This window comes from Ferrimonas sp. YFM (assembly GCF_030296015.1).
In the GTDB taxonomy this organism is placed as follows: Bacteria; Pseudomonadota; Gammaproteobacteria; order Enterobacterales; family Shewanellaceae; genus Ferrimonas.
Genome location: NZ_AP027368.1, coordinates 3,935,059 through 3,959,846, shown reverse-complemented (window position 1 = coordinate 3,959,846; position 24,788 = coordinate 3,935,059). Strand labels below are relative to the sequence as shown.

Annotated in this window: 24 protein-coding genes; 12 read left to right on the top strand and 12 right to left on the bottom strand. The window is 58.1% G+C overall.

Going from position 1 to position 24,788, the window contains the following annotated elements; genetic code table 11:
* Nucleotides 1–231: 231 nt before the first annotated feature.
* From QUE41_RS18255 to QUE41_RS18245, 3 genes are all read right to left on the bottom strand, one after another.
* Nucleotides 232–861 carry a TIGR04211 family SH3 domain-containing protein gene (locus QUE41_RS18255; RefSeq protein ID WP_286340397.1) on the bottom strand — a complete coding sequence of 210 codons (630 nt, stop codon included), beginning with the start codon at nt 859–861 and terminating at the stop codon, nt 232–234.
* A 66-nt stretch (nt 862–927) separates the two neighbouring features.
* Nucleotides 928–2,196, bottom strand: coding sequence for an inorganic phosphate transporter (locus QUE41_RS18250; RefSeq protein WP_286340396.1), 1,269 nt, complete (start codon nt 2,194–2,196; stop codon nt 928–930).
* A gap of 32 nt (nt 2,197–2,228) precedes the next feature.
* Nucleotides 2,229–2,909 carry a TIGR00153 family protein gene (locus tag QUE41_RS18245; RefSeq protein ID WP_028109992.1) on the bottom strand — a complete coding sequence of 227 codons (681 nt, stop codon included), beginning with the start codon at nt 2,907–2,909 and terminating at the stop codon, nt 2,229–2,231.
* A 233-nt stretch (nt 2,910–3,142) separates the two neighbouring features.
* Here QUE41_RS18245 and QUE41_RS18240 point away from each other — a divergent pair, with 233 nt between their 5' ends.
* A complete protein-coding gene (locus QUE41_RS18240) occupies nt 3,143–4,057 on the top strand; it encodes a CYTH domain-containing protein (RefSeq protein ID WP_286340395.1) in 915 nt (304 codons plus the stop codon).
* Here the strand turns inward: QUE41_RS18240 and QUE41_RS18235 are convergent.
* Both QUE41_RS18235 and QUE41_RS18230 read right to left on the bottom strand, forming a co-directional pair.
* Nucleotides 3,984–4,802, bottom strand: a complete 819-nt coding sequence (locus QUE41_RS18235) for a potassium channel family protein (protein ID WP_286340394.1) — start codon at nt 4,800–4,802, stop codon at nt 3,984–3,986. The genes QUE41_RS18240 and QUE41_RS18235 overlap by 74 nt on opposite strands.
* Before the next feature lie 7 nt (nt 4,803–4,809).
* Nucleotides 4,810–5,694, bottom strand: a complete 885-nt coding sequence (locus QUE41_RS18230) for a DUF350 domain-containing protein (protein WP_286340393.1) — start codon at nt 5,692–5,694, stop codon at nt 4,810–4,812.
* Nucleotides 5,695–5,767: 73 nt separating this feature from the next.
* Between QUE41_RS18230 and glnE the strand changes: the two genes are divergently transcribed.
* From glnE to QUE41_RS18215, 3 genes are all read left to right on the top strand, one after another.
* Entirely contained in the window at nt 5,768–8,611 is a 2,844-nt protein-coding gene (glnE, locus tag QUE41_RS18225; protein ID WP_286340392.1) for a bifunctional [glutamate--ammonia ligase]-adenylyl-L-tyrosine phosphorylase/[glutamate--ammonia-ligase] adenylyltransferase, read from the top strand.
* A gap of 38 nt (nt 8,612–8,649) precedes the next feature.
* Nucleotides 8,650–9,120 (top strand): hotdog fold domain-containing protein, encoded by a 471-nt coding sequence (locus QUE41_RS18220; protein ID WP_286340391.1) that lies wholly within the window; start codon nt 8,650–8,652, stop codon nt 9,118–9,120.
* 101 nt (nt 9,121–9,221) lie between these two features.
* A complete protein-coding gene (locus QUE41_RS18215; RefSeq protein ID WP_286340390.1) occupies nt 9,222–9,626 on the top strand; it encodes a PPC domain-containing DNA-binding protein in 405 nt (134 codons plus the stop codon).
* Nucleotides 9,627–9,744: 118 nt separating this feature from the next.
* Here the strand turns inward: QUE41_RS18215 and lpxL are convergent, their stop codons facing one another.
* Nucleotides 9,745–10,668, bottom strand: coding sequence for an LpxL/LpxP family Kdo(2)-lipid IV(A) lauroyl/palmitoleoyl acyltransferase (gene lpxL, locus QUE41_RS18210; protein ID WP_286340389.1), 924 nt, complete (start codon nt 10,666–10,668; stop codon nt 9,745–9,747).
* 140 nt (nt 10,669–10,808) lie between these two features.
* Here lpxL and QUE41_RS18205 point away from each other — a divergent pair, with 140 nt between their 5' ends.
* The 5 genes from QUE41_RS18205 to QUE41_RS18185 all read left to right on the top strand — a co-directional run bounded on the left by QUE41_RS18205 (nt 10,809) and on the right by QUE41_RS18185 (nt 14,035).
* The gene (locus QUE41_RS18205) at nt 10,809–11,633 is read left to right on the top strand and encodes a hypothetical protein (protein WP_286340388.1); all 825 of its coding nucleotides are present in this window, start codon (nt 10,809–10,811) and stop codon (nt 11,631–11,633) included.
* Between the two features lie 225 nt (nt 11,634–11,858).
* Nucleotides 11,859–12,101 carry a hypothetical protein gene (locus QUE41_RS18200; RefSeq protein ID WP_286340387.1) on the top strand — a complete coding sequence of 81 codons (243 nt, stop codon included), beginning with the start codon at nt 11,859–11,861 and terminating at the stop codon, nt 12,099–12,101.
* A gap of 9 nt (nt 12,102–12,110) precedes the next feature.
* A complete protein-coding gene (locus QUE41_RS18195) occupies nt 12,111–12,446 on the top strand; it encodes a hypothetical protein (protein WP_286340386.1) in 336 nt (111 codons plus the stop codon).
* Between the two features lie 90 nt (nt 12,447–12,536).
* A complete protein-coding gene (locus tag QUE41_RS18190; RefSeq protein WP_286340385.1) occupies nt 12,537–12,785 on the top strand; it encodes a hypothetical protein in 249 nt (82 codons plus the stop codon).
* A 104-nt stretch (nt 12,786–12,889) separates the two neighbouring features.
* The gene (locus QUE41_RS18185; RefSeq protein ID WP_286340384.1) at nt 12,890–14,035 is read left to right on the top strand and encodes a winged helix-turn-helix domain-containing protein; all 1,146 of its coding nucleotides are present in this window, start codon (nt 12,890–12,892) and stop codon (nt 14,033–14,035) included.
* A gap of 84 nt (nt 14,036–14,119) precedes the next feature.
* On the opposite strand, the gene QUE41_RS18180 is transcribed toward QUE41_RS18185, so the two are convergent.
* From QUE41_RS18180 to QUE41_RS18155, 6 genes are all read right to left on the bottom strand, one after another.
* A complete protein-coding gene (locus tag QUE41_RS18180; RefSeq protein ID WP_286340383.1) occupies nt 14,120–15,310 on the bottom strand; it encodes a carbohydrate porin in 1,191 nt (396 codons plus the stop codon).
* A 354-nt stretch (nt 15,311–15,664) separates the two neighbouring features.
* Nucleotides 15,665–16,063, bottom strand: a complete 399-nt coding sequence (locus tag QUE41_RS18175; protein WP_286340382.1) for a hypothetical protein — start codon at nt 16,061–16,063, stop codon at nt 15,665–15,667.
* A gap of 12 nt (nt 16,064–16,075) precedes the next feature.
* On the bottom strand, nt 16,076–16,723 hold the full coding sequence (locus QUE41_RS18170; protein WP_286340381.1) for a hypothetical protein: 648 nt from the start codon (nt 16,721–16,723) through the stop codon (nt 16,076–16,078).
* A 531-nt stretch (nt 16,724–17,254) separates the two neighbouring features.
* Nucleotides 17,255–18,634 carry an NAD(P)(+) transhydrogenase (Re/Si-specific) subunit beta gene (locus QUE41_RS18165; RefSeq protein WP_286340380.1) on the bottom strand — a complete coding sequence of 460 codons (1,380 nt, stop codon included), beginning with the start codon at nt 18,632–18,634 and terminating at the stop codon, nt 17,255–17,257.
* Between the two features lie 6 nt (nt 18,635–18,640).
* Nucleotides 18,641–18,919: an NAD(P) transhydrogenase subunit alpha part 2 gene (locus QUE41_RS18160; RefSeq protein ID WP_028110007.1), complete on the bottom strand. Its 279-nt coding sequence runs from the start codon at nt 18,917–18,919 to the stop codon at nt 18,641–18,643.
* On the bottom strand, nt 18,920–20,089 hold the full coding sequence (locus QUE41_RS18155; RefSeq protein ID WP_286340379.1) for an NAD(P) transhydrogenase subunit alpha: 1,170 nt from the start codon (nt 20,087–20,089) through the stop codon (nt 18,920–18,922). It lies immediately after the preceding gene.
* Nucleotides 20,090–20,511: 422 nt separating this feature from the next.
* Here QUE41_RS18155 and QUE41_RS18150 point away from each other — a divergent pair, with 422 nt between their 5' ends.
* Genes QUE41_RS18150 through QUE41_RS18140 form a run of 3 tightly spaced genes read left to right on the top strand, consistent with a single transcriptional unit; the run spans nt 20,512 to nt 24,750 of the window.
* Nucleotides 20,512–22,290 carry an assimilatory sulfite reductase (NADPH) flavoprotein subunit gene (locus tag QUE41_RS18150; RefSeq protein ID WP_286340378.1) on the top strand — a complete coding sequence of 593 codons (1,779 nt, stop codon included), beginning with the start codon at nt 20,512–20,514 and terminating at the stop codon, nt 22,288–22,290.
* Nucleotides 22,290–24,017, top strand: coding sequence for an assimilatory sulfite reductase (NADPH) hemoprotein subunit (gene cysI / locus QUE41_RS18145; RefSeq protein ID WP_286340377.1), 1,728 nt, complete (start codon nt 22,290–22,292; stop codon nt 24,015–24,017). Before QUE41_RS18150 ends, cysI begins: the two co-directional genes overlap by 1 nt.
* On the top strand, nt 24,010–24,750 hold the full coding sequence (locus QUE41_RS18140; RefSeq protein WP_286340376.1) for a phosphoadenylyl-sulfate reductase: 741 nt from the start codon (nt 24,010–24,012) through the stop codon (nt 24,748–24,750). The genes cysI and QUE41_RS18140 overlap by 8 nt, the downstream gene beginning before the upstream one ends.
* Nucleotides 24,751–24,788: the final 38 nt, after the last annotated feature.

The window sequence follows — 24,788 nt, the reverse complement described above, 5'->3', positions numbered from 1 at the left end:
GCGCGGCATCCTGTGATCAGTTTTGTTTTTGTATACAATCCGCGCCAACGGCGCGCACAGTATACCCTTAAATTGTGAGGTGAAACAGGGTTTGCTGGCGTTTTGTGCAGCGGAGATTCAAACACCAAACGGCGAAGATAAAGGGGATGGTGTGGAGGGGTGGGAATAAAAAAAGCCGATAAAAATTATCGGCTTAGTTTCTGATTCTAGGGTAATCCCTGATGCTGGCGGTTACACCCAACCACTCTTGTTATTGCGGCGTCGCTGAGGCCTTGGCAGGTAAGCGATGAGCAGGCCCAGTATCAGGCCGGCACCGGCCACCATGCCGCCCTGTTGCAGCCACTGCCAGCGCTCGCTGTTCTGCATGCTCTGATTCTCCTCTTTGAGCTGCTCATTCTCGGCAGAGAGGGAATCCAGGGTGGTCTTCAGGTCGGCTTCCACATTGATGGCATCGCGTCGGGTCGACTCCAGCTCGCTGTTGAGCTGCGTCAGTTGCTCCTGCAGCCCGGCGGTGCGGGTTTGCTCCGCGTCCAGCAGTTGTTTGAGTGCAGCGACCTCGTCATTGAGGCGCGGGACGGCGAGGCGGAAGCTCTCCTGCTCGGTCAGTTGGTCTCGCTTGACCCAGCCGGTGCGCTCCTTGTCGTCGATGATCTGAACATAGTCACCCTGGTTCTCACCGGTCAGTGTCACCGGCATACCAGCCTTTACCGAACCCAGGATGCGGAACTGAGTGCCCGGCCCTGAATGCAGGTAGATGTAAATCTCCTCTGAGATGCTGTAGTTGCTCTCAGCGGCGGTGATGTTCGGGGCCAGCAGGGCGGCGCTGAGCAGCGCGGCGATGGCCAGAGGTTTGTGCGACATATTCAGAACCCTTAATACAGAAAACCCGCTGCCCGTGAAGACAGCGGGTGATATCAGCTAAGGATATTAACCCAGCATGGCGCGAATCAAGTAGAAAATCACAATCGACAGACCGGCGCCTGCTGGCAGGGTGATGACCCAGGAAACCACGATGTTGCGTACAACACCCAGGTTCAGTGCGGCGATGCCGCGAGCCATACCTACACCCAGAACCGCACCGACCAGAGTCTGAGTGGTGGAGATGGGCAGACCGGTACCGGACGCGATCACCACGGTAGAGGCCGCCGCCAGCTCTGCGGCGAAGCCGCGGCTTGGGGTCAGGTGGGTGATGTTCTTACCGATGGTCATGATCACCCGGCTACCCAGGGTGGCCAGACCGATAACGATACCCACACCGCCCAGGGGCAGAATCCACCATACCAGGGGTGCCTTGGCGACAATCTCACCCTGCGCGTGAACGATAGACACTACCGCAGCCAGAGGACCAATGGCGTTGGCCACGTCGTTGGAGCCGTGTGCGAAGGCCATGCCACAGGCGGTCACCACCATCAGCAGGGCGAACACCTTTTCCACGTTGGCAAAGTGCATGTCACGGTCGGCGCTGGGATCCAGCTTCAGGCGACTGATGAAGAACTTACCAATCAGGGCAACGGTGATGGAGATGGCGATGGCCAGGCCCCAGGCTTCAACGTTGTCAAAGTGCAGGCCAACGTGTTTCAGGCCCTTCTTGATGGTCACCAGAGACAGCACCATGCCCGCCAGACCCATGTAGAAGGGGACGTAGCGCTTGGCGTTCTTCAGCGGGTCTTCGGTATCGAAGATCAGCTTCTGAGCACTCTGGAAGATGATGTAGGCGATGAAACCGGCGATGGCGGGGGTCACAATCCAGGAACCCACAATGCCAGCCACCTTGCCCCAGTTGACGCTGTCTACGCCCACGCCGACAGCGGCGAAACCAATGATGGCACCGATGATGGAGTGGGTGGTGGACACAGGCCAGCCCAGGATGGAGGCAGCGACCAGCCAGATACCTGCAGCCAACAGGGCGGAGATCATGCCGTACACCAGCAGTTCAGGCTGGTCGATAAAGAAGGCGGAATCGATGATTCCTTTACGAATGGTGGAGGTTACCTCTCCCCCGGCCAGGTAAGCGCCCGCAAACTCGAAGATCATCGCGATGACGATCGCCTGTTTGATGGTCAGTGCGCCTGAACCTACCGAAGTCCCCATGGCATTGGCAACGTCGTTTGCGCCAATACCGTAAGCCATCAGAAAACCGAATAATGCGGCCACCACAATCAAAATGGGGCCGTAATTTACCAGTACTTCTACCATGGTAAACCCTTAACTTTTTATTTTGTCTCGACTTAAGCGCGAGCTAACATGAGTTCCAGACGAGAGCCAACCCGCTCTGCCTGGTCGGCCAGATCTCCGGCCCACTCGAGAATCTTATACAGGAACATCACATCCACAGGATTGAGGTCTTTCTCAATGCTGAACAGACGACGGCGCAGGCTGATCTGCATGTGGTCAGTGTCGTCTTCGATGCGGTCCAGTTGTTGAATCATCTCTTCAACCAGGTTCACTTCCCGTCCCCGGAAACCGGTTTCCAGAAGGTCATCCAGTTCGTTGATGGCCTTGGAGGCTTGAGACACTGCGTCAACGCAGCGCTGTAGGTAGGATTTGAGATCATCCTGAAGATCGGCAGGCATCACCATTTCACGGCCAATGATGCGACCGGCAATGTCTTTTGCCTTGTTGGCGATCTTATCCTGCTGAGTCAGCAGCTCGAGCATGTCGGTGCGTTCCACCGGCATAAACAGGCCACCAGGCAGGGTCAGACGGATCTCCCGCTTGAGAACATCCGCTTCACGCTCCAGACGGCTGACTTCGCCCTGGAGTTCGCGGGCACGTTCCCACTTCTGGTCAATAACTGCTTCCATGAAAGGAATCAGCATCTTGGACGCTTCGTGCACCTTATGCATGTGCTCTTGAAGCGGTTTAATGGGTGACTTCGCGAAGACACCTAAGATCGTATTTACTGGCATAGCCAAAGAACCTTCTGCTTTGCTCTCAATAGCATTGGCGGGCGCATGTTACCCTATGCACCAATATAAGCAACATCAAAAATCTGGCCTTCTGTGGAGTAATTATAACGGCTGGCTATAAAAATCCCGATGAATCAAGGCCGGGAGCATCCTATGTCAGTAATGTGACACTTATATGACATTATTTCACTTTACTTACGTCAGTATGAATTTTTAAAGAAACTTATAGGCTTATGGAAATCGAACTGAAACTGTTGCTCACCCAGGTAGACAGGAATGAACTGGTTTCGGCGCTGAAACAGGCGGGTCGAGTAAAAAGTGATCAGGTTCACTTTCTGGTGAATCGCTACTTTGACACCCCGGAACTGGCGCTGCGCCATCTGGATATTGGTTTGCGGATCCGCCAGAAGGGCGAGCATCGAGAGCAGACGGTAAAGACCGCCGGCAGCAGTGACACCGGCGTGCACCGCCGGCCCGAGTACAACGTCGACATCGACGCGGATTGGCCGGAGCTGGCGCTGTTTCCGGTGGAAGTCTGGCAAGGGGAGGAGGTGTCGGCCCTGCAGCAGGCGCTGACCGAGCAGTTTGCCACCAATTTCCGCCGTCACGCCCTGGAGCTGGAACTGGCCGGTGGCACCCTGCTGGAGGTGGCGCTGGACTCCGGAGAGGTGCTGGCGGCTGGCAAGAGTGAAGTGATCGATGAGCTGGAGCTGGAGTTGATCAGTGGCGACCTGGGCGAGGCGCTGCAATTGGCTCAGAAGCTGGCGGAGCGATTCAATCTGCGCCTGGGCCAGGCCTCCAAGGCTGCCCGCGGCTATCGGCTGGCCGGCCTGTCGCCTCAGTCTCCGGTTCAGGCTGAGCCGCCCGAAAACCTGGCCAGGGGGCTGGCAGGCTGGCAGTGCAACGAGCATCACCTGATGCTGGGCACACAGGGGGCCCTGGAGGCGTTGGTGGTCCAGTTCAGCGGATTGTCTCAACTGCTGTTTGAACGGGAGCCGGCGCTGGCGGTACGCCTGGCATCCCTGGGGCAGGGATTGGTGGACGCCCCGGATCCCAGGGCGCGGCTGGCTCAACTTATGGCGTCTCCCGCTTATGGTCAGACTCAGCTGGCCCTTCTTGCCCTGCTGCCTGAGCTTCGGGGGGAGTAAGGGCCTCCAGCCTGGCCAGAATCTGGCGGTTCTGCTCAGACAGGGCCGCCAATCTGGCTTCCAGGGCGTCGGAGCGCTTCTGCAGCTGTTTGTTCTGCTCGTCCAGCTTCTCCTGCTCCTCGGGGGAGACGAAGATGGAGGCCAGGTAGCCCGCCACGATACCAAAGAAGCTCACGCCACAGATGATCACCATGGCCCCAATCACCCGGCCTTCTGTGGTCACCGGGTAGTAGTCGCCGTATCCCACGGTTGAGATGGTCACCAGGGACCACCAGATGGCGGATTCGGCGTCGTTGATGTTGGATCCAGGTACCCCGTCCTCGAACAGCAGGATCATCACCGAAGAGAAGGTGAGTACGGTGATCAGGGCAACCAGCAGGCTGGTGGCGGTGGTTTCCCGCTTATGGTGGCTGTAAGCCTTGAGCAGGGAGCGGCTCATGCGCATTAGGCGGATCACCCGCAGTACCTGGAAGATCCGGGCGAAGCGCAGAGGCTCAATCACCGGAATGGAGGCCACCAGGTCAATCCAGTGTTGGGTGAAATAGAGCTTGCGGCTGTCCGCTTTGGCCAGTCCCCAGAAGAAGTTGGTGATGAACACCAAGCAGATGGCGAAATCGACATAGAGCAGCAGACGGATCGCCTCTTTGGTTTCGTCGTTGAAGGCGATGACCAGCACGACGATCACCGACAACACCGACAGCAACATCATCCCCGTTTCCCTGGGGCTTAAAGACTCTTTTGGCATAGTTCTCTCAATCAATCATGGCGCTCAGCAGCAGGGCAACCCCCACCCACTGAGCCGCTTCCAGGGCGGCAATGCCGCTGTTGTCCTGCAGGGCGATCTCCCTGTCTGGATTTATTTTAATCATTACCCAGGCGCTGAGCAGCCTCTGCCACAGGGTCAGCAGCAGCAACCCCCCCAAGGCGAATCCGAACCAGCTCCAGAGCAGGGTCAGGGGCTGGTTTACGCCCACATCAGGCAGATACACAGACGCCGACATGATCAGAGAGCAGGCGATCACCACCCCGGAGTGGTTCAGGGCAACGGAGCGCTGATCCTGCTCGATCGCCTGCTGGAAGGGGCCATAGCCATGGCGGTCATGGAGGCGCTGCATCCAGTGGCTGATGCCGGTGAGCATCACCAGGCTGGCGATGTAGATCAGCCCATAGCTGACCACGCCCATCAGAGAGGGGGCCTGATGCAGCTTGGTGAGCAGAGCCTGGATGATGAAGGCGGCGCTGAGGGCGGCACTGGCGTCGGTCAGGGCCATGGCGACATTGCCGCTGAGGATGTGCTGTTTCTTGTCGATGCGGTTGATGGCGAAACGGTCATTGGCCCAGAGGCTGACCCGAATCAGCAACAGGCCGATGAGGCCAAACACGATCAGGTTGATCCCCTGCTGGGTGTAGCTGAGGTGGCCCTGACGAGGCATCACCGAACTGATCACCAGCGCCATGGCCAGCAATGAACCTGCGGTGCTGATGCCAAAGGCGACGTTATCCCGCTCCGCCAGCTCCTTTTGACTGCTGACCCCTTCCCACCAGCCCTGACTGAATCGAAGCAGGGTAAACAGCAGCAGGCTGCCTCCTATCTCCAGGGCCAGGTGAATCCAATCCCATTGCAACCACTCTGCCATATCCGACCGCTGCCTTCTTAACCGCTTTCTGCTAAGGTAATCCGAGAAAAATCCGCACACACAGGAAGTTATTATGAGCCTGCCGCCCCTGTTCGACAACCTCCCAGCCAGCCTGCGCCAGCAGGCCGATCATTACAGAGAGGTGTTGGGGGAGGCCCCCTGGAGTGCCCTGGATGAACAGCAGCAGCAGAGACTCAACTACCTGTTTGCCATGTCCCAGTTTATCGGCGGTCGTCTGAGCCGGGACGGTGACTGGCTGCCGGAGTTTTTCCAGCAACTGCCCCAGCATCTGCGCCATCCTCAATTCCGCGCCACCCTGGATGAGGCGCTGTCCACTTGTCAGGATGAGGCCTCGGCTAAGCGGGTTCTGCGTCGTTTCCGTCATCGGCAGATGGTTCTGATCGCGGCCCGGGACTTTCTCAATCTGGCGCCCCTGGATGAGTCCCTGGCGCACCTGTCTCAAATGGCGGAAACCCTGATTCTGGCGGCCCGGGACTGGCTTACCGAGCATCTGGCACCCCGTTTCGGCTACCCCAGAGGTCCCGAGGGAAAACAGCAGCCGCTTTTGATCCTGGGAATGGGCAAACTCGGCGGTGGGGAGCTGAACTTCTCCTCCGACATCGACCTTATCTTTACCTACCCGGAAAATGGCAGCACCGACGGTGGCAAGCAGCTGGATAACCAGCAGTATTTTATCCGCATGGGACAGAAGCTGATCGGCTTGCTGGCGGACGTGGACCCGGAAGGGTTCTGTTTCCGGGTGGACATGCGACTGCGCCCCTTTGGCGAGGCCGGCCCCCTGGCGGTGAGCTTCGATGCGGTCGAGGACTATTATCAGGAGCAGGGGCGGGAGTGGGAGCGCTACGCCATGGTCAAGGCCAGGGTGATGGGGAAGTGCGACGATGCCGCCGATCTGCACAGCCTGCTTCGTCCTTTCATTTACCGCCGCTACCTGGATTTCTCCGCCATCGATGCCCTGCGGCGGATGAAGGCACTGATCGAATCTCAGCTGCGTCGCAGCAGCCTGACCAATAACATCAAACTGGGCCGGGGCGGCATCCGTGAGGTGGAGTTTGTGGTGCAAACCCATCAGTTGATCCGCGGCGGTCGTCAGCCTGCGCTGCGTCGTCAGCCCCTGATGCCGGTGTTGGCGGAACTGACCCGCAGCAACTGCATCAATGGCCGTGATCACAAACGGCTGCTCGACGGCTACCGCTTCCTGCGCCGGCTGGAGAACCTGTTGCAGGCCCTGGATGACAAACAGACCCAGACCCTGCCTGACGGTGCCGAAGATCAGCTGCGTCTGGCCCTGAGTATGGGCTTCGAGGAGTGGGGCAGCTTGCGTCAGGCCCTGGCCGAACACATGGAGAACATCCATCTGGTGTTCAAGGAGACCATCGGTGGCGACGAGCAGGAGGAGGAGGAGTTGGGAGAGCTGCCCGCCCTGTGGCAGCACCCGGACCCCGACGTGGAAGAGATCCTTCAGGAGAGCGGCCTGGATATCGCCCTGGCCGAGCCGCTGATGCAGTGCCGCAGTGAGTTTGCCCGGCGCACCATCGGACCCCGTGGCCGGGATACCCTGGATAAGCTGATGCCCAGGCTCCTGGGGGAGTTGGCGGGCAAGCAGAATCAACCTGAGCTGCTGAGTCGGGTGATGAAGGTGGTGGGCACCATCTTGACCCGCACCACCTACCTGGAGCTGTTGCTGGAAAATCCTGCGGCCCGGCAGCAACTGGTGCGCCTGTGTTCCGCCAGTCCCTGGATCGCGGATCAGCTGGCGGCCTATCCCATTTTGCTGGATGAGCTGATCGATCCCATGTCCCTCTATCAGGTGCTGCCGCCGGATGGCTATGCCGCCGGATTGCGGGAGTTCCTGATGCGGGTGCCCGAGGAGGATCTGGAGCAGCAGATGGAGGCGCTGCGGCAGTTTAAGCAGATCAGTCAGCTGCACATCGCCGCCGCCGACGTCACCGGAGTCCTGCCGGTGATGAAGGTCAGCGATCACCTCACCTGGCTGGCGGAAGCCATAGTGGATCAGGTGGTGCAACTGGCCTGGAACCAGCTGGTTGCCCGCCATGGTGTGCCCTCCTGTGCCGGGGAGCACAAGGGGTTTGCCGTGGTCGCCTACGGCAAGATGGGGGGGCTGGAGCTCGGCTATGGCTCGGATCTGGACCTGGTGTTCCTGCACCGGGCTGACAGCGGCTACACCGATGGTGATAAGGCAATAGACAACAACCACTTCTACCTGAAGCTGGCCCAGCGGGTCCTGCACCTGTTCTCCACCCGAACCCTGTCGGGGATTCTGTATGAGGTGGATATGCGGCTGCGCCCCTCCGGCGCCTCCGGTCTGTTGGTGAGCCACATCGACCGTTACTATGAATACCAGCTTCAAGAGGCCTGGACCTGGGAGCATCAGGCCCTGGTGCGGGCCCGGGTGGTCTACGGCGAACCGGCTATGGTGAAGCGGTTCAATGAAATTCGTGAGTCGGTGTTGTCGCTGCACAGGGAGGAGGCCGAGCTCAACACCCAGGTGAGCGAGATGCGGGAGAAGATGCGCAACCACCTGCATAAAGGCAATGACACAGAGTTCGATCTCAAGCAGGGGCCAGGCGGCATCACCGACATCGAGTTCATCACCCAGTATCTGGTGTTGGCCCACAGCGAAGCGATGCCGCAGATGACCCGCTGGTCCGATAACGTTCGCATCCTGGAGGTGGCGCTGCAGCAGGCGCTGCTCAGTGCGGAGGAGGCGGATCTGCTGGTGCGCACCTACACCGAGATTCGGGACACCAATCACCACAGGGTGTTGGCGGGCCTGAGCGGGTTGCTGCCTCAGGCGCACAAGCCCTCAGGGTGCGAGGCGGTGGCGGCACTGTGGTCACGAATTTTTGACAATGATCACATAAAGAGTGAATAATCGGCTCATAACTGATCAGACCAGTTGTGAGGAAGAGGATGTCCGATAACTACCTGCTGAACATTCACAAGAAGGTGCAGAAGCTGCCTTTCAGTGATTGGTTGATGACCCGCATTGTCGCCAACAAGGCCCCCTATTTTAAGACCATACCGACGCGATTGGAGGCGCTGCGCCCCAATCACGTCAGCTGCATCATCAGTAAGAAGCGCAGGGTGGAGAATCACATAGGCACCGTCCATGTGATTGCCATCTGCAATGGCCTGGAATTGGCCATGGGGATGATGGCCGAGGCCTCGATTCCCAAACACCTGCGCTGGATCCCCAAAGGGATGGACGTGCAATACACCGCCAAGGCGGGCAGCGACATTCGCTGCGTGGCGGAGACCGACCCTGATGCCTGGCAGCCTGGGAATCTGCCGGTGCGGGTGACCGCCTACGACGATCAGGGCACCGTGGTGGTCAAGGGCACCATCAACCTGTGGCTGTCGGAAAAGCCCAAGAAGCATTAGAGGTAAACGGCGGTTCCAAAGGGGGAGCCTGTCGTTATTGTGGCCGAAGGCGGGCCAAAGCCAGTAGACTGATGCCTTTCTTCAGACAGGTGAGGCACTCAGTGATCACTCCCATAGCGGTCCGCTTAACCAAGGGCGATGACCTGAAACGATCCCTTCAGCGGCTGGTGACAGAGCAGGGGATTCAGGCAGGCAGTATCGCCTCCTGTGTCGGGTGTTTGACCCATTTTCATGTTCGCTTGGCGGGAGCAACGCAGACGTTGTTGCTGAACGAACCTGTCGAGATCGTGTCCGTGATGGGAACCCTCACCCCGGATCATCAGCATGTTCATCTTAGCGTTGCCAGGCAAGATGGCGAAGTCATCGGTGGCCACTTGCTGGAGGGGTGTCTCATCGATACCACCGCGGAACTGATTCTTCACCAGTACCACAACCTCAGCTTCGGTCGAGAGCCGGACCCGCACACGGGATTCACCGAGCTGACCGTTGGCCTCCAAAGCCGGTGAGGGGCTGAGCCTCGAATCCGACGGTGTGCTTGAGCGGACCTGGCCAGGATAGAACATTAAAAAAGGGCGGAGCACCCAGGTGCTCCGCCCTCTGTTTTCTGTTGGTTATACCCGCGGCTCAATAGAGGCTGGGATCGCTCTTCTGCGGCCGGGTCTTAAAGCGGCGGTGCAGCCACATGTACTGCTCAGGTCGGTGGCGGATCAATTGCTCCAGAATCTGGTTGCCACGCACCGCATCGGTCATCTCATCCCCACTGGGGAAATCCTCCAGCGGAGGCAGGATCTCGATGGTGTAGCCTGAGTTGTCCTTGTTGCGCTCAACAAAAAAAGGCATCACCTTGGCCTTACCCAGTTTCGCCAGGGTGCTGGCCCCGGTGACCGTCACCGCTTCCTCCACGGCAAAGAAGGGGGCAAATACCGCCCCTTTGCGACCGGCATCCTGATCGGCGGTGTACCAGATCACCTCGCCGCTGCGCAGCGCCTTGACCATCTGCCGCACCTCCCGCTTGGGGATCAGCCCCTTGTTGGAGCGCAGTCGGCCCTGCACCTGCAGGTACTCCATAAATTTGTTGTTGTGGGGGCGGTAGACACCCACGCCCGGGCACTTCTGACCGAACACCCGGGCGCCGGCTTCCAACATCAGGCAGTGGGCGGCAAAGAGGATCACCCCCTGGCCATCGGCTTTGGCCTGTTCGATATGCTCGATGCCCTTGATGGTCATGTGTTTCTGGATGCGCTCGTCGCTCCACCACCAGCCGTTGACGCTGTCGAACAGGGCCATGCCGGTCTGGTTGAAGTTATCCCGCAGCAGCGCTTCCCGCTCCGCCTCGCTCTTCTCAGGGAAACAGAGGCGTAAATTGGTGCGCGCCACGTGCACCCGCTTCTTCAGGGTCGCCTGGAGGAGCCTGCCCAGGCCGCTGCCCAGCCACCACTGTGCTTTAAGAGGCAGGAAGGTCAGCAGTTTCATCAGGGCGAGGCCCAGCCACATTGGCCAGTATCTGGGGTGGTAGAAGGCCCGGTCGAATTCAGCTGAGGTAACCATGGTGTTTCCGTAACAATCAGTGAGCCGGTTATTCTAACAGCCGAAATGGCCCCTGTGATACACTTTGGCGCCATGTACTTCTCTCAGATCCTGAAGAAATTTGCCATTCATCCGGCTGATTACCCCGGTTGGAGGCGGCGGTGCTGAGCCTGCTGCTGGCGGCGAGCCTGGTGGCTGCGGCGCCGGTGTGCGATCGCAGTGAACTGCCGCAGTGCCTTCAGCGTCTGCCCAAGCCCCTGGTGGCCGCCTTCTCAGACCACTGGCAGCACTCCCCTGACGAACTTGCAGCGACGCTCAGCCAGCAACTGGCAGGACAGGGAGCGGTCACCCTCACTCTGGATAACCATTCACTGATCCTCACCGACGCCAGGCGCATCAGTCAGCCACACATTCTTCTGCTGGGTCATAAGGTGTATGAGCGGCCCTCTGTGCACTCCCTCTCTTTGGCTCTGCTTCATGAGCGGGGACACCTTCTGAATGTTCCTGAGACGCTTCGTCTGCCTTTTCGCTTCGCCTACTGGCCGTCACTGTGGGAAGAGGAGGTGATTGCCGACCTGCACGCCCTCTGGTTGCTGGCGCGGCAAGGTCAGTTGCACCTGGGGTGGAATCTGGTGCACCTGCGCAACTTCAATCTGATGGGGGCGGCGCCGGACTGGGCCCATTGGACCACTCCGGTGCTGCTGCCCTGGCTGGCGTCGCCGGAGCGCAGTGATCAACTGGCTCAACTGAGCTTTGAACAGGTTCTGGCGCAGAGTGTCATTCCCGTCTCTGACCTTCCCCATTTCCGCACCCTGGGTCGCCGTCAGTTTGGGCCGGGCCGTGGTGCCTATCCCTATGTGCCTCCCAGGTTGGTGGAGCGCTGGTGGCAGATGCTGACGCCCAGTCTGACGCTGTTGATGGGGAACGACTTCGGTGATTACCGACAGCATCACCATCGCCTGATGTTGGCGAAATCCGCTAACTAGCGGTCAATTATCCTTATTTCGGCCAATGCTTTTTTGTGCTATTCATATAAATCAATGACTTAGTCAGTTGGTTCGGAACTTGCTACATTGAAGTAACCATCGGCTTGACCCCTGATGGTGACTGGGAAAACCCAGACTTTGACGACACCCATCGCCCTCCGACACCGAGCCCAATGTTCGGTGTCGGTTGGCGCCCCAGAATAACAACAGCATAAGGAGAATTAGATGCTGACCTCAGGATCCATCGTAGCCATCGTAGCCATTGTGATGGGATGCCTGGTTGCCATGACTAGGAGTAAGCATAAGAGTGAGGCTCAGGCGAATCTTGAGCAATTCAAGCAGCTGGAGGGTGAGTTGAAGAGCACCCAAGCCCAGTGCAAAGCTCTGGAAGAGAGAGTGGTGGTACTGGAGAAGATCGTCACCGACTCTGGGTTTGATTTGCGTGAGGAGATCTCCCGACTGGGATAAGGAGCCCCAATGGATTCGTTAATTCTATTTCTGGTGTTTGCTGGGCTGGTGCTCTGGGGCGTCGGCAGCGTCGTTCTCAACGACAGCAACAAGAACAAACTCAAAGCCCTGTATGATAAATACGCCGCCAAGGCCAACAAGGCATTGGATCTTGGAGGCATGGGTGATGACTCGGGAGTGGATGACGGTATGGGCAACGGCGCCGACCGACGCCTGGAGGAGCTGCAGAAAGAGCTGGATCAGTTGAAGGCTCAGGCTGAGCGGGACCGGGCGCGGATTGAAACCCTGGAGCGTCTCATCACCGACAGCGGCTACCAGACGCGGGAAGCTTTTCGTCAGATGTAGCCCTGGCTGCAGATCCGGCCCAACCAGTTTCGACTATGCCAACGCCCTCGACTATAAGGTGTAGAGACACCTGACATCGAGGGCAGTGGCATGAGCAAAGTGGAGATCGATCCTGCGGATTTTGAACAGCTGATTGAGTGTCGCCAGGCGTCGAAGGAGGCGGGGGAAGCTTATCGCAAGGCGGTGGAAGCCCTGGCCAGAAGCGGCGAGTCCAGCCGCGCCGCCTGGGTGGAGGAGTGCAAGCGCGCCTTTGCTCTCAAACAGGCTGCGTTGGCCGAGGAGCGGGAGCAGTTCCACCGCATCTTCGACGAGCTGCCTCAGGGGCTGCCGAAGGAGTAAGGAGAATCGAGTTTGTTGATGCCGTCCTGTTTGCAAGAAGGTTGACACCTCAGTGCGCATCATCGCAGTATCCTTCAGAATCATCTCTTTGATTCTGAGACTTAATGACCTCACTTTCCCTTCCCGAAGCATGCAAGCTGGCCCTGCTGAGTCAGGGATTGTCTGCGGGCGCCTTTAAGGGGGCGGGAATCAACAAGACCCTGGCGGCCATCGAGAAGCTGGGGTATGTGCAGATCGACACCCTTTCCGTGGTCCAGCGCGCCCATCACCATCTGCTTTGGAGCCGCAACGCTGGATACCGTCTGGAGCATCTAGATGCGCTGATCGAGCGTAAGCAGGTGTTTGAGTACTGGTCTCACGCCGCCGCCTACCTGCCCATGTCTCAGTACCGTTTTTCCCTGCCGAGAAAGGCGGCCCTGCGCTCCGGTGAGCAGAATCATTGGCACCGGAAAGATCCCCGGTTGATGACTCAGGTGCTGGACAGGATCCGGGCCGAGGGGCCCCTGATGGCGAAGGACTTCGACTCCCCCGGCAGTCAGCGCCATGAGTGGAGTGGCACGCCATATAAGGCTGCCCTGCAGAATCTGTTTATGCAGGGGGATCTGATGGTGGTGGCCAGGGAGAAGTTTCACAAGGTGTATGACCTCACCGAGCGGGCGCTGCCTGATGGGGTGGATACCCGAACTCCGGACAGCTCCGAGTACGCCCGGTTTCTGGTGCTTGGTTATCTTCGTGCTCATGGGTTGGGGTCTTTGGCGGAGTTCACTTATCTGCTGAAGGGAGTGAAACCTTGCGTGGCTCTGGCGGTCGCCGAGATGGTGGAGGAGGGGGTTCTTCGGCCGGTGGAGGTAGGTGGTGCCCCCTACTTCACCACAGATCTGGCGCTGGCATTGCTTGAGCGTCGCCTGTCCAGGAAGGAGGCCAGAATTCTCTCCCCCTTCGATAACCTGCTGATTCAGAGAAGGCGTGCCACTGCCCTGTTTGGCTTTGACTACCAGCTGGAGTGCTATCTGCCCAAAGCCAGTCGTCAGTATGGCTATTTCTGCCTGCCTGTCCTCTGGGATGGTCGCCTGGTGGCCAGGGCAGACTGTAAGGCGCACCGCCAGCAGAAGCATCTGCAGGTGATCTCTTTGCACATCGAGCCCGGCCTTCGTCGTCGCGATGCCTTTATGCTGGCCCTGGAGCAGGAGTTGTCACGCTTCGCCGAGTTCAATGATTGCCATCGGGTGTCCATCGAGCAGGTTCGGTAGCATGAGCTTCACAGGCAGAAACGGAGCCAATTGGCTCCGTTTTACCTTGCCAACACTGGGGGCTGGCGTTGACGCCGGTGCACCTTACCAGAAGAGGCGGGCCCGAATGCCGGCGATCCAGATCTGGTCCTTACCCGGATTCAGGGCGGGGTCGACGATCAACTGGATGTCCGGAGTCAGCTCGAAATGTTGGCCCAGTTTCATGTAGTAGAAAGCTTCGGCGGTGTACTGATCGCTGCCTGCGTCTGCCCAGTTGAGGGCGAAGCCGAAGTTGTTCTGGGGGGCCAGCATGCCGTAATAGACGAAGCCCAGGCTGACCGATTCCTTGATGCCCAGCAGGCTGCCATCCTGGGCGTTGCCATAGCGAATGAAGGGCAGCCAGTTGTCTTTCATCATCGAGGCCGACAGGTTGAAACCCTTATCGGCGGCCTGATTGAGAAAGTCGCTGCGGTCCGATTCCCACAGGGTCAGGTGAAGGTTATTGAGGTAGATCTGCTCCTGGGAGGAGGTCCAGCCAAGCTCAAGGCTCTTGAAGTAGCGGTTGTCGCTGAAGAAGTTGTCGGCGCTTTCAAGTGGTTTGGTGGGGTCTGCTTCCATGTCGCTGATGCCGGCAATCACGAACAGGCTATCGGTGAGCATATGACCCATGGCGACACCGAAGGTGGCATCACTGGGCAGGGCGATGGTGTTGGTGCCGGTGCTGAAGGCGAAGTTCATGAAGCCGGTCCAGGGGCTGGCGGCTGCGTACACATCCACATAGTCGGTCACATCCATAAAGCCGGTGATCAGGGTGCCCTGGCCATCAGACAGCTTCTGTTTCCAGTAAAGGTTGGTGAGCCGGCCTTTCTCATCGCTGAAGTTGGGGGTGACCAGCCCCAGGCCGCCGGCCCCAAACTCGAAATTTTTCACTGAGGTGTCGGTGTAGCTGTGCCTGTGTTCTACCTTCCACACCAGGGAGCCGCCGGCATTCTCCTGCTGTCCCTGAGGACGCCAGGAACCGTAAAAGCGGACCATGCCGCTGAAGGCCTCCTTGTCAGAGCCAGGCAGAACGGTGTCGCTGTACAGGCCCACAGCCGAGTAGTCCAGACCCAGCTCAATTCCTTTGGTGGACCACTGTTCCCGCAGGGGCTTTTGCTGGTCGCCCTTGTCGGCACTGATCTGATTGTCGACGGCGTCCGGACCGCCGAAGTTGGTGTCGCTGGCCTGGGTCTGGCGTATGGCTGGTAGCAGCAATAGGACGAAAAGCAGGGGAGGGAGGCGTTGAGTATTCAGCATGGCTGGTCCTCGATAAGCAGATCGACGATCTTAATCCGGGGTCACGGCTGTGCACTAACCCCTAATGAGTAGGGCTCGGATAAAAAGCCTAGTCGAGGAATGGCGAAATGCCATGGAAAGCGAGTGTTATTCGGTATTTGATTGCCATGACGAATTGGTACGAACCATCGTCCCTAAATGCTCATCTATGAGACTCGAGAGGTGACACGGCGCAATGGACCCGATCAGACAAAAAAACGGAGCCAGTTGGCTCCGTTTTCAACCAGTTGAACCGTGCTGTCGGTAATTGAGCATGTAGTCGCTCAGTGATCATGAAGACATATGAGCATTGTCTTCTGTATTTTGGCTTCTAATTTACGTTTTTGGTGATTCCTTAATCTCCACACCGACCATGTCATTTGCAGCCTTAAAGCACCTGGCCGTATAGGTTTTGCCTGCCTCAGCATGAACATCAGCATATGGGAATGCATAATTGCTCGCACTTGAGCACTTGAATCTGATTCGGTACTTCCCGGGCAACATGTTCATTCCAACAGGGTACCCTATCCATTCGTCGCCAACCGTCTTCCACTTTAAGGGCTTATTTTCCAACTCAATATAATCCGCAAGCAGTGGGGTCCACATGCTGTTTTCTGGAGATTTCCTTAATTTTGCTATTTCATTATCTTTTGGCTTTATGTCACCATACTGATAATGAACTCCTGCGCAACCTGATAAAATGGAAACCATGAGTGCCATTAGAAGTAGTCTCATTTCAAATTCCTCTTAAATGGTAATAGTTATATATGTTGTTCCGGGGGGGCACTGGGTTCTGTTCCAGTATTTTTTGATTTCCGACTTTTTGATGTTATTGACGTTTATGTTCGGGTGGTGTTTTGCTAGAAATTGCTTAAGCTCTGTTTGGTTATAGTTTACTTTATATGCGAGCTTAATCTCACCTATGGGCGATATCTCTTCTTTATAAGACAACTCCCCAAGGTAATGAATGCCAGGCTCTTTTATTTGAAATGCCATCATTTCTCCTCCACAATCAGTACTGTAATAGAGCTTTTCATTTGAATTGCTCTTATTTGTCTCATATATGGAGTCAAAAGTGTTGGCGGCGCCATCGGAAACCACATTAACCTTGAAAACAAAATACCCATCCGCTGTTGATACAACATCGGAAATATTATCTTTGTCAGTGAATATAAAACGGTCATACAGTCCGTCTTTATCTAGGCCGAATTTCTTGAAGCGGACTTTTGTTACTTCAGCTCCCTCACTAGAAGAATCTATCTTTATAATAGCAATTGCTTCGCTCTTCTCATTCTTGACAGAAAAGTCTCTGTCTAGGCCACTAATACCTGCAGAGCAACCTGAGATTACTAGGAATAGTGCTATTAGGGAATTTCTTATCATGAAGTTTTTCATATAGATCATTGATCCTGTATTGGATGATGTTAAATGCTGATAAGCGACCAAGTGCCTTGACGGTAATCGAAAGAGTCAGTGGAAAAACTCAAGATTATTTTTCTATGAATGCTCTTCGTTAGATAAATATCATGATGCCTTTGATGAATGTTGTTTAAGGCACCGCATATACGTTGAAAGAATCCTTTTCAGCTCCATGTATGTAAGTGCTCACAAGCATTTAAGTTTTTGATTTAAATGGGCTGTTCTTGCTCTTGAGAAAACCCTGGGGCAAGCTCCGCCCTAGGTTGAGCACCTAAGTATGATTGGACAGATAGTTTGGCTATGAGCAGTTTACATAAAGAGTCACATGGGGTAATGACTCTTTGGCGACTTTGTGAGGGTTCGTTTATAGATTGTAATCTGGGAATAAAGGGTTTCAGAATCGGGGGAGGCGGTAGTTGATGTTTGGTTTGTTTTCTTGTCAGTACAGGGCAAATAAAAACGGAGCCAGTTGGCTCCGTTTTGGGATGTTGCTGCGCTAGCAAATCATCAGTCAGCTTCGTTGAGACTGGAGGTCAGATCGATGATTGCCTTCTTACCGTCGCCAAACAGCATCAGGGTGTTGTCCTTGGCGAACAGCGGGTTGGGCAGGCCAGCAAAGCCTGGGCTCAGGGAGCGCTTCACCACCACTACGGTGCGGGCCTTGTCGACGTTGAGGATAGGCATGCCGTAGATGGGGCTGCCCTTGTCCTCTCGAGCCATGGGGTTGGTCACGTCGTTGGCACCGATGACAATGGCCACGTCGGTCTGCTCAAACTGGGGGTTGATGGCATCCATCTCCACCAGTTGCTCATAAGGCACTTCCGCCTCTGCCAGCAGTACGTTCATGTGGCCGGGCATACGACCGGCAACCGGGTGGATGGCGTACTTCACGTCGGTGCCACGGGCTTCCAGTACGTCGGCCAGTTCGCGCACGGCGTGCTGAGCCTGGGCCATGGCCAGACCGAAACCGGGAACGATCACTACGCGCTCGGCGGTTTCCAGCATCATGGAGACCTCTTCCGGTGCGGAGGATTTCACCTTGCCCTGGTACACCTCGTCGGCATCGATGATCTCTCCACCTTCCGCCATTACCCCGAACAGTACGTTGGTCAGGCTGCGGTTCATCGCCTTACACATGATCTGGGTCAGGATGAGACCGGAGGCACCTACCAGGGAGCCGGACACGATCAGCACGGTGTTGTTGGAGATAAAACCTGCGGTGGCCGCGGCAATACCCGAGTAGGAGTTCAGCAGGGCGATCACCACAGGCATATCGGCACCACCGATGGGCAGCACCAGCAGGATACCCAGCAGCAGGGCCACCGCCACCAGCGCGTAGATCAGCATCGGCGAGGGGCTCACCACCAGAGCGACCACCAGGGCCACGGACACGATGGCCAGCAGGGCGTTGACCATGGTGTTGCCCGGTACGGCGATGGACTTGCCGGAGATGATCTCCTGCAGCTTGCCGAAGGCGATAAAGGAGCCGGACAGGGTCACGGCACCGATCAGCACGGTTGCGCCTACGGAGATCTGCGCCACCAGGGAGGTGGCCGCCGCCGGATCCATGTAGTTGGCCAGGGCCACGAACAGGGAGGCACCACCACCGAAGCCGTTCAGGGCCGCCACCATCTGTGGCATGGAGGTCATCTGTACCTTCTTGGCCAGAGTCGCGCCAATCAGACCACCGAGCACCATGCCGGCGATGATCCACTCGAAGCTCAGAATGGCTTGGTCCAGCAGGGTCACCACAACGGCGATCAGCATACCGATGGAGGAGATCTGGTTACCACGTACCGCAGTACGGGGCTTGGTCATGTTCTTGATGCCGAGCACGAAGAAGACCGCGGCCACCAGGTAGGCCAGGTAAATTACAGCAGTATTCATGGTCGGTTACTTCCTCTTGAACATACCCAGCATGCGGTTGGTGACCATGTAGCCACCCACCACGTTGATGGTGGCCAGGGTCACGGCGATGAAGCCCAGAACATTCACCAGAATGCCGGAGCCGCTGCCCGCGGACAGAAGGGCACCCACCAGGGTGATGCCGGAGATGGCGTTAGAGCCGGACATCAGCGGGGTGTGCAGTGTGGGTGGCACCTTGGTGATCAGCTCTACGCCCAGGAAGATGGCGATCACGAACAGGGTGAGCAGTAACAGCAGGGTTTCCATTTACGCCTCCTCCTTCACTTCAGCGTTGAGTCCGAGCAGATCCCGGATGCGAGGGTTCACCACTTCGCCCTGATAGGCGGTAACGGTGTCGTGGACAATCTCATCTTCGAAGTCGAACACCAGCTTGCCTTCGTCGTCGATAAGGTGACGGATCAGGTTCTCCAGGTTGGTGCCGAACATCTGGCTGCCGTGGTTGGCGGTGGAGGCCACGATGTTGGCCGGGCCGGAGATGATGACGCCATTGACGTTGATCACCTCACCCAGCTGGGTCAGTTCGCAGTTGCCGCCGGTTTCTGCGGCCAGGTCGACGATCACCGAGCCGGGCTTCATCTGAGCCACCATCTCTTTGGTGATCAGGGTCGGGGCCTTGCGACCGGGAATGGCGGCGGTGGTGATGACGATATCCTGTTGAGCCAGTACATTGGCCATCGCCTGTTGCTGCTTGGCGATGAACTCGGCGGACTGCTCCTTGGCGTAGCCGCCGCTGGACTCGGTGTCGGCATCCTCGATTTCCAGCTCAACCGGACGGGCGCCCACAGAGAGGATCTGCTCCCGGGCGGCGGGACGGATGTCGTAGGCTTCCACCACGGCGCCCAGGCGCTTGGCGGTGGCACAGGCCTGCAGGCCGGCCACACCGGCACCCATGATAAAGGTGCGGGCGGGCTTCAGGGTGCCTGCGGCGGTCATCATCATCGGCAGCAGTCTGGGGGTCAGCTCCGCCGCCTGGATCACCGACTTGTAGCCGGCAATGGTGGCGTTGGAGGAGAGCACATCCATGCTCTGGGCCCGGGTAATACGGGGAATCAGTTCCAGGGCGACGGTGTTGATGCCCAGTTCGGCTGCCTTCTGGGCGCTCTCCGGGTGCATCAGCGGATCCATCATCCCCATCAGGGTCTGGCCTGATTTGAGATCTTTAAGCAGTTGGTCAAACTCTTCGCCCTTGGCGTGCAGAGTCAGCACCAGTTCGGCACCCTCAATGGTCTGGGCGCGGTCAGCACCGATTCGAGCTCCACTGTCGAGATAGTCCTGATCGGTAAAACCGGCTTCAAAACCGGCCTGGGTTTCAATCGTTACCTCACAGCCCGCCTTGGCGAGCTTGGCAACGTTGGCGGGTAACAGGGCCACGCGGGTTTCCCCGACGAGATGCTCCTTGATCACGGCGATCTTCACAACGCTATCCTCTAGCAGAATTAGGTTTATCGGTTCTATCTTGGTGATACCAAAGCGTAAATCACTGAGCATTGTGGACTATTAGAAATCCAATGCTAAGTCGATTTATTGAATCACCACAATCGTCTCAATGAATGGAGGTCGTTGTGTCATTGCGCCGTTGCCGCCGGAATTTATGGCAGAGTATGCTGGTCCCAAAAGGGCCCCTGTCACACTGGCGTCATCAACCTCTCTGTTATTGGTCACATTTTTATCAAATATTCCGGCCTTATTACATTTAATGCATTTTTTGTGAAATGTGAACAGTTTTTCGTCGATCACCGCATATTCATTTATCGTATAAAAAAAATTTTTTAATTCTTTTTTATAAAGAAGCCCGGCGCCTACCCTGTTGCAATTGTCCACAGTCACGAGCGCAGAGCATGCAGTTATCCGAGTTACACGCAGGGGCCGGGGTATTGGAGCCGGCGAAGCTGTCCCAGTTACAGCAGCTGACCTCCGATCTTTCCCCCCTTCAACTGGCCTGGGTCAGCGGTTATCTGGCCGCGTCCGCCAATCTTGCTGGCGGTCAACCACAGCCTCAGGCTCCGGCCCAGAGTTCACTGACCATCCTCTATGGCAGCCAGACCGGCAACAGCCGCTCTGTGGCCCAGCAACTGGCGGACGCCGCCAAGGGGCAGGGCAGGGAGGTGGCCCTGGTCTCCATGTCCGAGTACAAGCCCAAGCGGCTCAAGGAGGAGCAGCAACTGCTGGTGGTGGTCAGCACCCACGGGGAGGGTGAGCCGCCCGATGACGCCATTGCCCTGCACAAGTTCCTGTTCTCCAACCGGGCCCCCAAGCTCGACGGCATCCACTTTGGGGTGCTGGCACTGGGCGATTCCAGTTACGAGCACTTCTGCCAGACCGGTAAGGAGTTCGATGCCCGGCTGGCGGAGCTCGGCGGCAATCGCCTGCTCGAGCGGGCAGACTGTGATGTGGACTTCGAAGACAGCGCCGAGGCCTGGATAGCCCAGGCTTTGGCCAAACTGGCGGATCTGGCCCCGGCCACCGCCGTAGCACCGGCATCGGCTCAGGCCTCCGCCGTCAGCAGTTACAGCCGCAGCAATCCATACAAGGCCACTCTCCTGGCCAGCCAGAAGATCACCGGCCGAGAGTCCATCAAAGACACCCGACATGTGGAGCTGAGCCTGGAGGAGTCCGGCATCAGCTATCAGCCCGGTGATGCCCTGGGGGTGTGGATGGACAACGATCCCGCCCTGGTGGCCGAGATTCTGACTGCGGTTGGCCTCAGTGGTGAGGAGAGTGTCCAGGTTAAAGAGGCCAGCGTGCCTCTGTCCCAGGCCCTTACCGAGACCTTTGAGCTGACCCTGCTGCATCCGGCCCTGGTGAAGGGCTGGGCGGAGCTGGCCGACAGCGGCGAACTGGCTCAGATCGCCGACGATGGCGACGCGCTCAAGCAGTTTATCCACCAGCACCAGCTGCTGGACCTGGCCAGACGCTATCCGGCCAAGCCGGACGCCGAGACCCTGGTCGGCCTGCTGCGCAAGCTGACGCCGCGCCTCTACTCCATCGCCTCCAGTCAGGCGGAAGTGGAGGAGGAGGTGCACCTGACCGTGGCTCTGGTGGAAGCGGAGCGTGACGGCGAGTCTCGCCTGGGTACCGTCTCCGGTGCCTTTGCCCGTCGTCTGCAGGAGGGGGATGAGGTGAAGGTCTATGTGGAGCCTAACCAGAACTTCCGCCTGCCTGAATCCGGCGACACTCCGGTGATCATGATAGGTCCCGGGACCGGCATTGCCCCCTTCCGTGGCTTTATGCAGGAGCGGGAGGCCCAGGGCGCCGAAGGGGACAACTGGCTGTTCTTCGGCAACCCCACCTTTACCGAGGACTTCCTCTATCAGGTGGAGTGGCAGGGCTATGTGAAGAGCGGGTTGCTGAGCCGCATCAGCCTGGCGTTTTCCCGGGATCAGGAGCACAAGATCTATGTTCAGGACCGGGTGCGGGAAGCCGGCGCCGATCTTTATCAGTGGCTGGAGCGGGGCGCTCACCTCTACCTCTGTGGTGACGCCGAACGCATGGCCGTCGATGTGGAAGCTGCCCTGATTGAGGTGGTGACAGAACATGGCGGCAAGAGCCGTGAACAGGCAGAGCAATACCTTGAGGCGCTGCGCGCAAGCAAGAGATACCAGAAGGATGTGTACTGATGAGTGACCAGAAAACCCCAGATCTCAGCGAACTGCAGGTGCAGGGTAAGCTGGCGGACAACGAGCGCCTCAAGGGTGAGAGCCAGCTGCTTCGGGGCACCATCGAAGCGGATCTGGCCGATCCCCTCACCGGTGGCTTCACCGCCGATAACTTCCAGCTGATCCGTTTCCATGGCATGTATCAGCAGGATGACCGTGATATCCGCGCCGAGCGTAACGAGCAGAAGCTGGAGCCGCTGCACACGGTGATGCTGCGGGCACGTATGCCCGGCGGGGTGATCACCCCGCAGCAGTGGCTGGCCATCGACGAGTTCGCCGCCAGCAACACCCACGCCGGCAGCATTCGACTGACCACCCGTCAGACCTTCCAGTTTCACGGGGTGCTCAAGCGTCACATCAAGCCGATGCATCAGATGCTGAACAGCATCGGTATCGACTCCATCGCCACCGCCGGCGACGTGAATCGCAATGTGCTGTGCACCTCCAACCCGGAGCAGTCAGAGCTGCATGCCGAAGCCTACGAGTGGGCGAAGAGGATCTCCGAGCACCTGCTGCCCAAAACCCGGGCCTATGCAGAGATCTGGCTCGATGGTGAAAAGGTGGAGAGCACCCAGGAGGAGGAGCCGATCCTCGGTCGCACCTACCTGCCCCGTAAATTCAAGACCACCGTGGTGGTGCCCCCTCACAATGACGTGGACATCCACGCCAACGACATGAACTTCATCGCCGTGGCCGACAACGGCAAGCTGGTGGGCTTCAACCTGCTGGTGGGCGGTGGCCTGGGGATGACTCATGGCGACACCAGCACCTATCCCCGCAAGGCGGATGAGTTCGGCTACCTGCCCCTGGAGCACACCCTGGCGGTGGCCGAAGCGGTGGTGGCCACCCAGCGGGACCTGGGCAACCGGGTGAACCGTAAGAACGCCAAGACCAAGTACACCCTGGACAGGGTGGGGGTCGATACCTTCAAGGCGGAGGTGGAGCGCCGCGCCGACATCCGTTTCGAGCCCATTCGCCCCTATGAGCTGACCGACCGAGGCGACGGCTTCGGCTGGACCGCCGGCATCGACGGTAAGCACAACCTGACCCTGTTTATCGAAAATGGTCGCATTTTGGACTTCCCCGATAAGCCCCTGAAAAGCGGCATGGCGGCCATTGCCCAGGTTCACCAGGGGGAGTTCCGCATGACCGCCAACCAGAACCTGGTGGTGGCCGGAGTGGCGGAGCAGGATAAGGCGCAGATTGAGGCCCTGGCGCGGGAGCATGGGCTGATGGATGACAGTGTCTCCAATCAGCGCAAAGATTCCATGGCCTGTGTCTCCCTGCCCACCTGTCCCCTGGCCATGGCGGAGGCGGAGCGCTTCCTGCCCGGCTTTGTGGATCGCATCGAGGGGGTATTGGCCACTCACGGCATCGGTGATGAGTCGATCATCTTTAGGGTCACCGGCTGCCCCAACGGCTGTGGCCGCGCCATGCTGGCGGAGGTGGGTCTGGTGGGTAAGGGCCCGGGCCGTTACAACCTGCACCTGGGGGGCAACCGCGAAGGTACCCGGATACCCAAGATGTACAAGGAAAACCTGGACGAGGAGAGCATCCTGGCCGAGCTGGATCAGTTGGTGGGCCGCTGGGTGGGGGAACGTCACCAGGGAGAGGGCTTCGGCGATTTCCTGATCCGTGCCCAGGTGGTGCCCGAGGTGATCACGGCAAAGGTGGACTTTCATGGCTGACATCGATCTGGCCGCCGTGGCGGCCAACCCAGAGTTAGAGGCGCATCAGGCTTGGCTGGCCCGGGCCAATGACACCCTGGCGGCGCTGAGCGCCCAGGAGCGGGTGGCCTGGGGCTTGGAGCACCTGCCCGGTGAGGCGATCCTCTCCTCCAGTTTCGGCATTCAGGGGGCGGTGATGCTGCACCTGGTGACCCAGGCCAAGCCCGAGATTCCCGTGGTGCTCACCGACACCGGCTATCTGTTTCCTGAGACCTACCGCTTTATCGACGAGCTCACCGACAAGCTGAAGCTGAATCTGAAGGTGTACCGCTCAGAGATGAACCCGGCCTGGCAGGAGGCCCGTTTTGGCCAGCTGTGGGAGCAGGGGCAGGAGGGACTCAATCAGTACAACCGCCTCAACAAGGTGGAGCCGATGCAGCGGGCGCTCAACGAGCTGAATGTGGGCACCTGGTTTGCTGGCTTGCGCCGTCAGCAGGCAAGCTCCAGAGCAGATCTGCCGTTTCTGGAGATCCGCTCAGGCCGGTTCAAGCTGTTGCCCATTCTGGATTGGACCAACAAGGATGTGCACTACTACCTGGAGGAGCATGGCCTGCCTTACCACCCTCTGTGGCATCAGGGTTACGCCTCGGTGGGGGACATCCACACCAGCCGCCCCATGGAGCTGGGGATGAGCGAAGAGGACAGCCGCTTCTCCGGTTTCCGTCGGGAGTGCGGACTCCACTACGACATCTAGCCGGTGATCTCGGATCCCAAAAAAACAGAGGCTCCTTC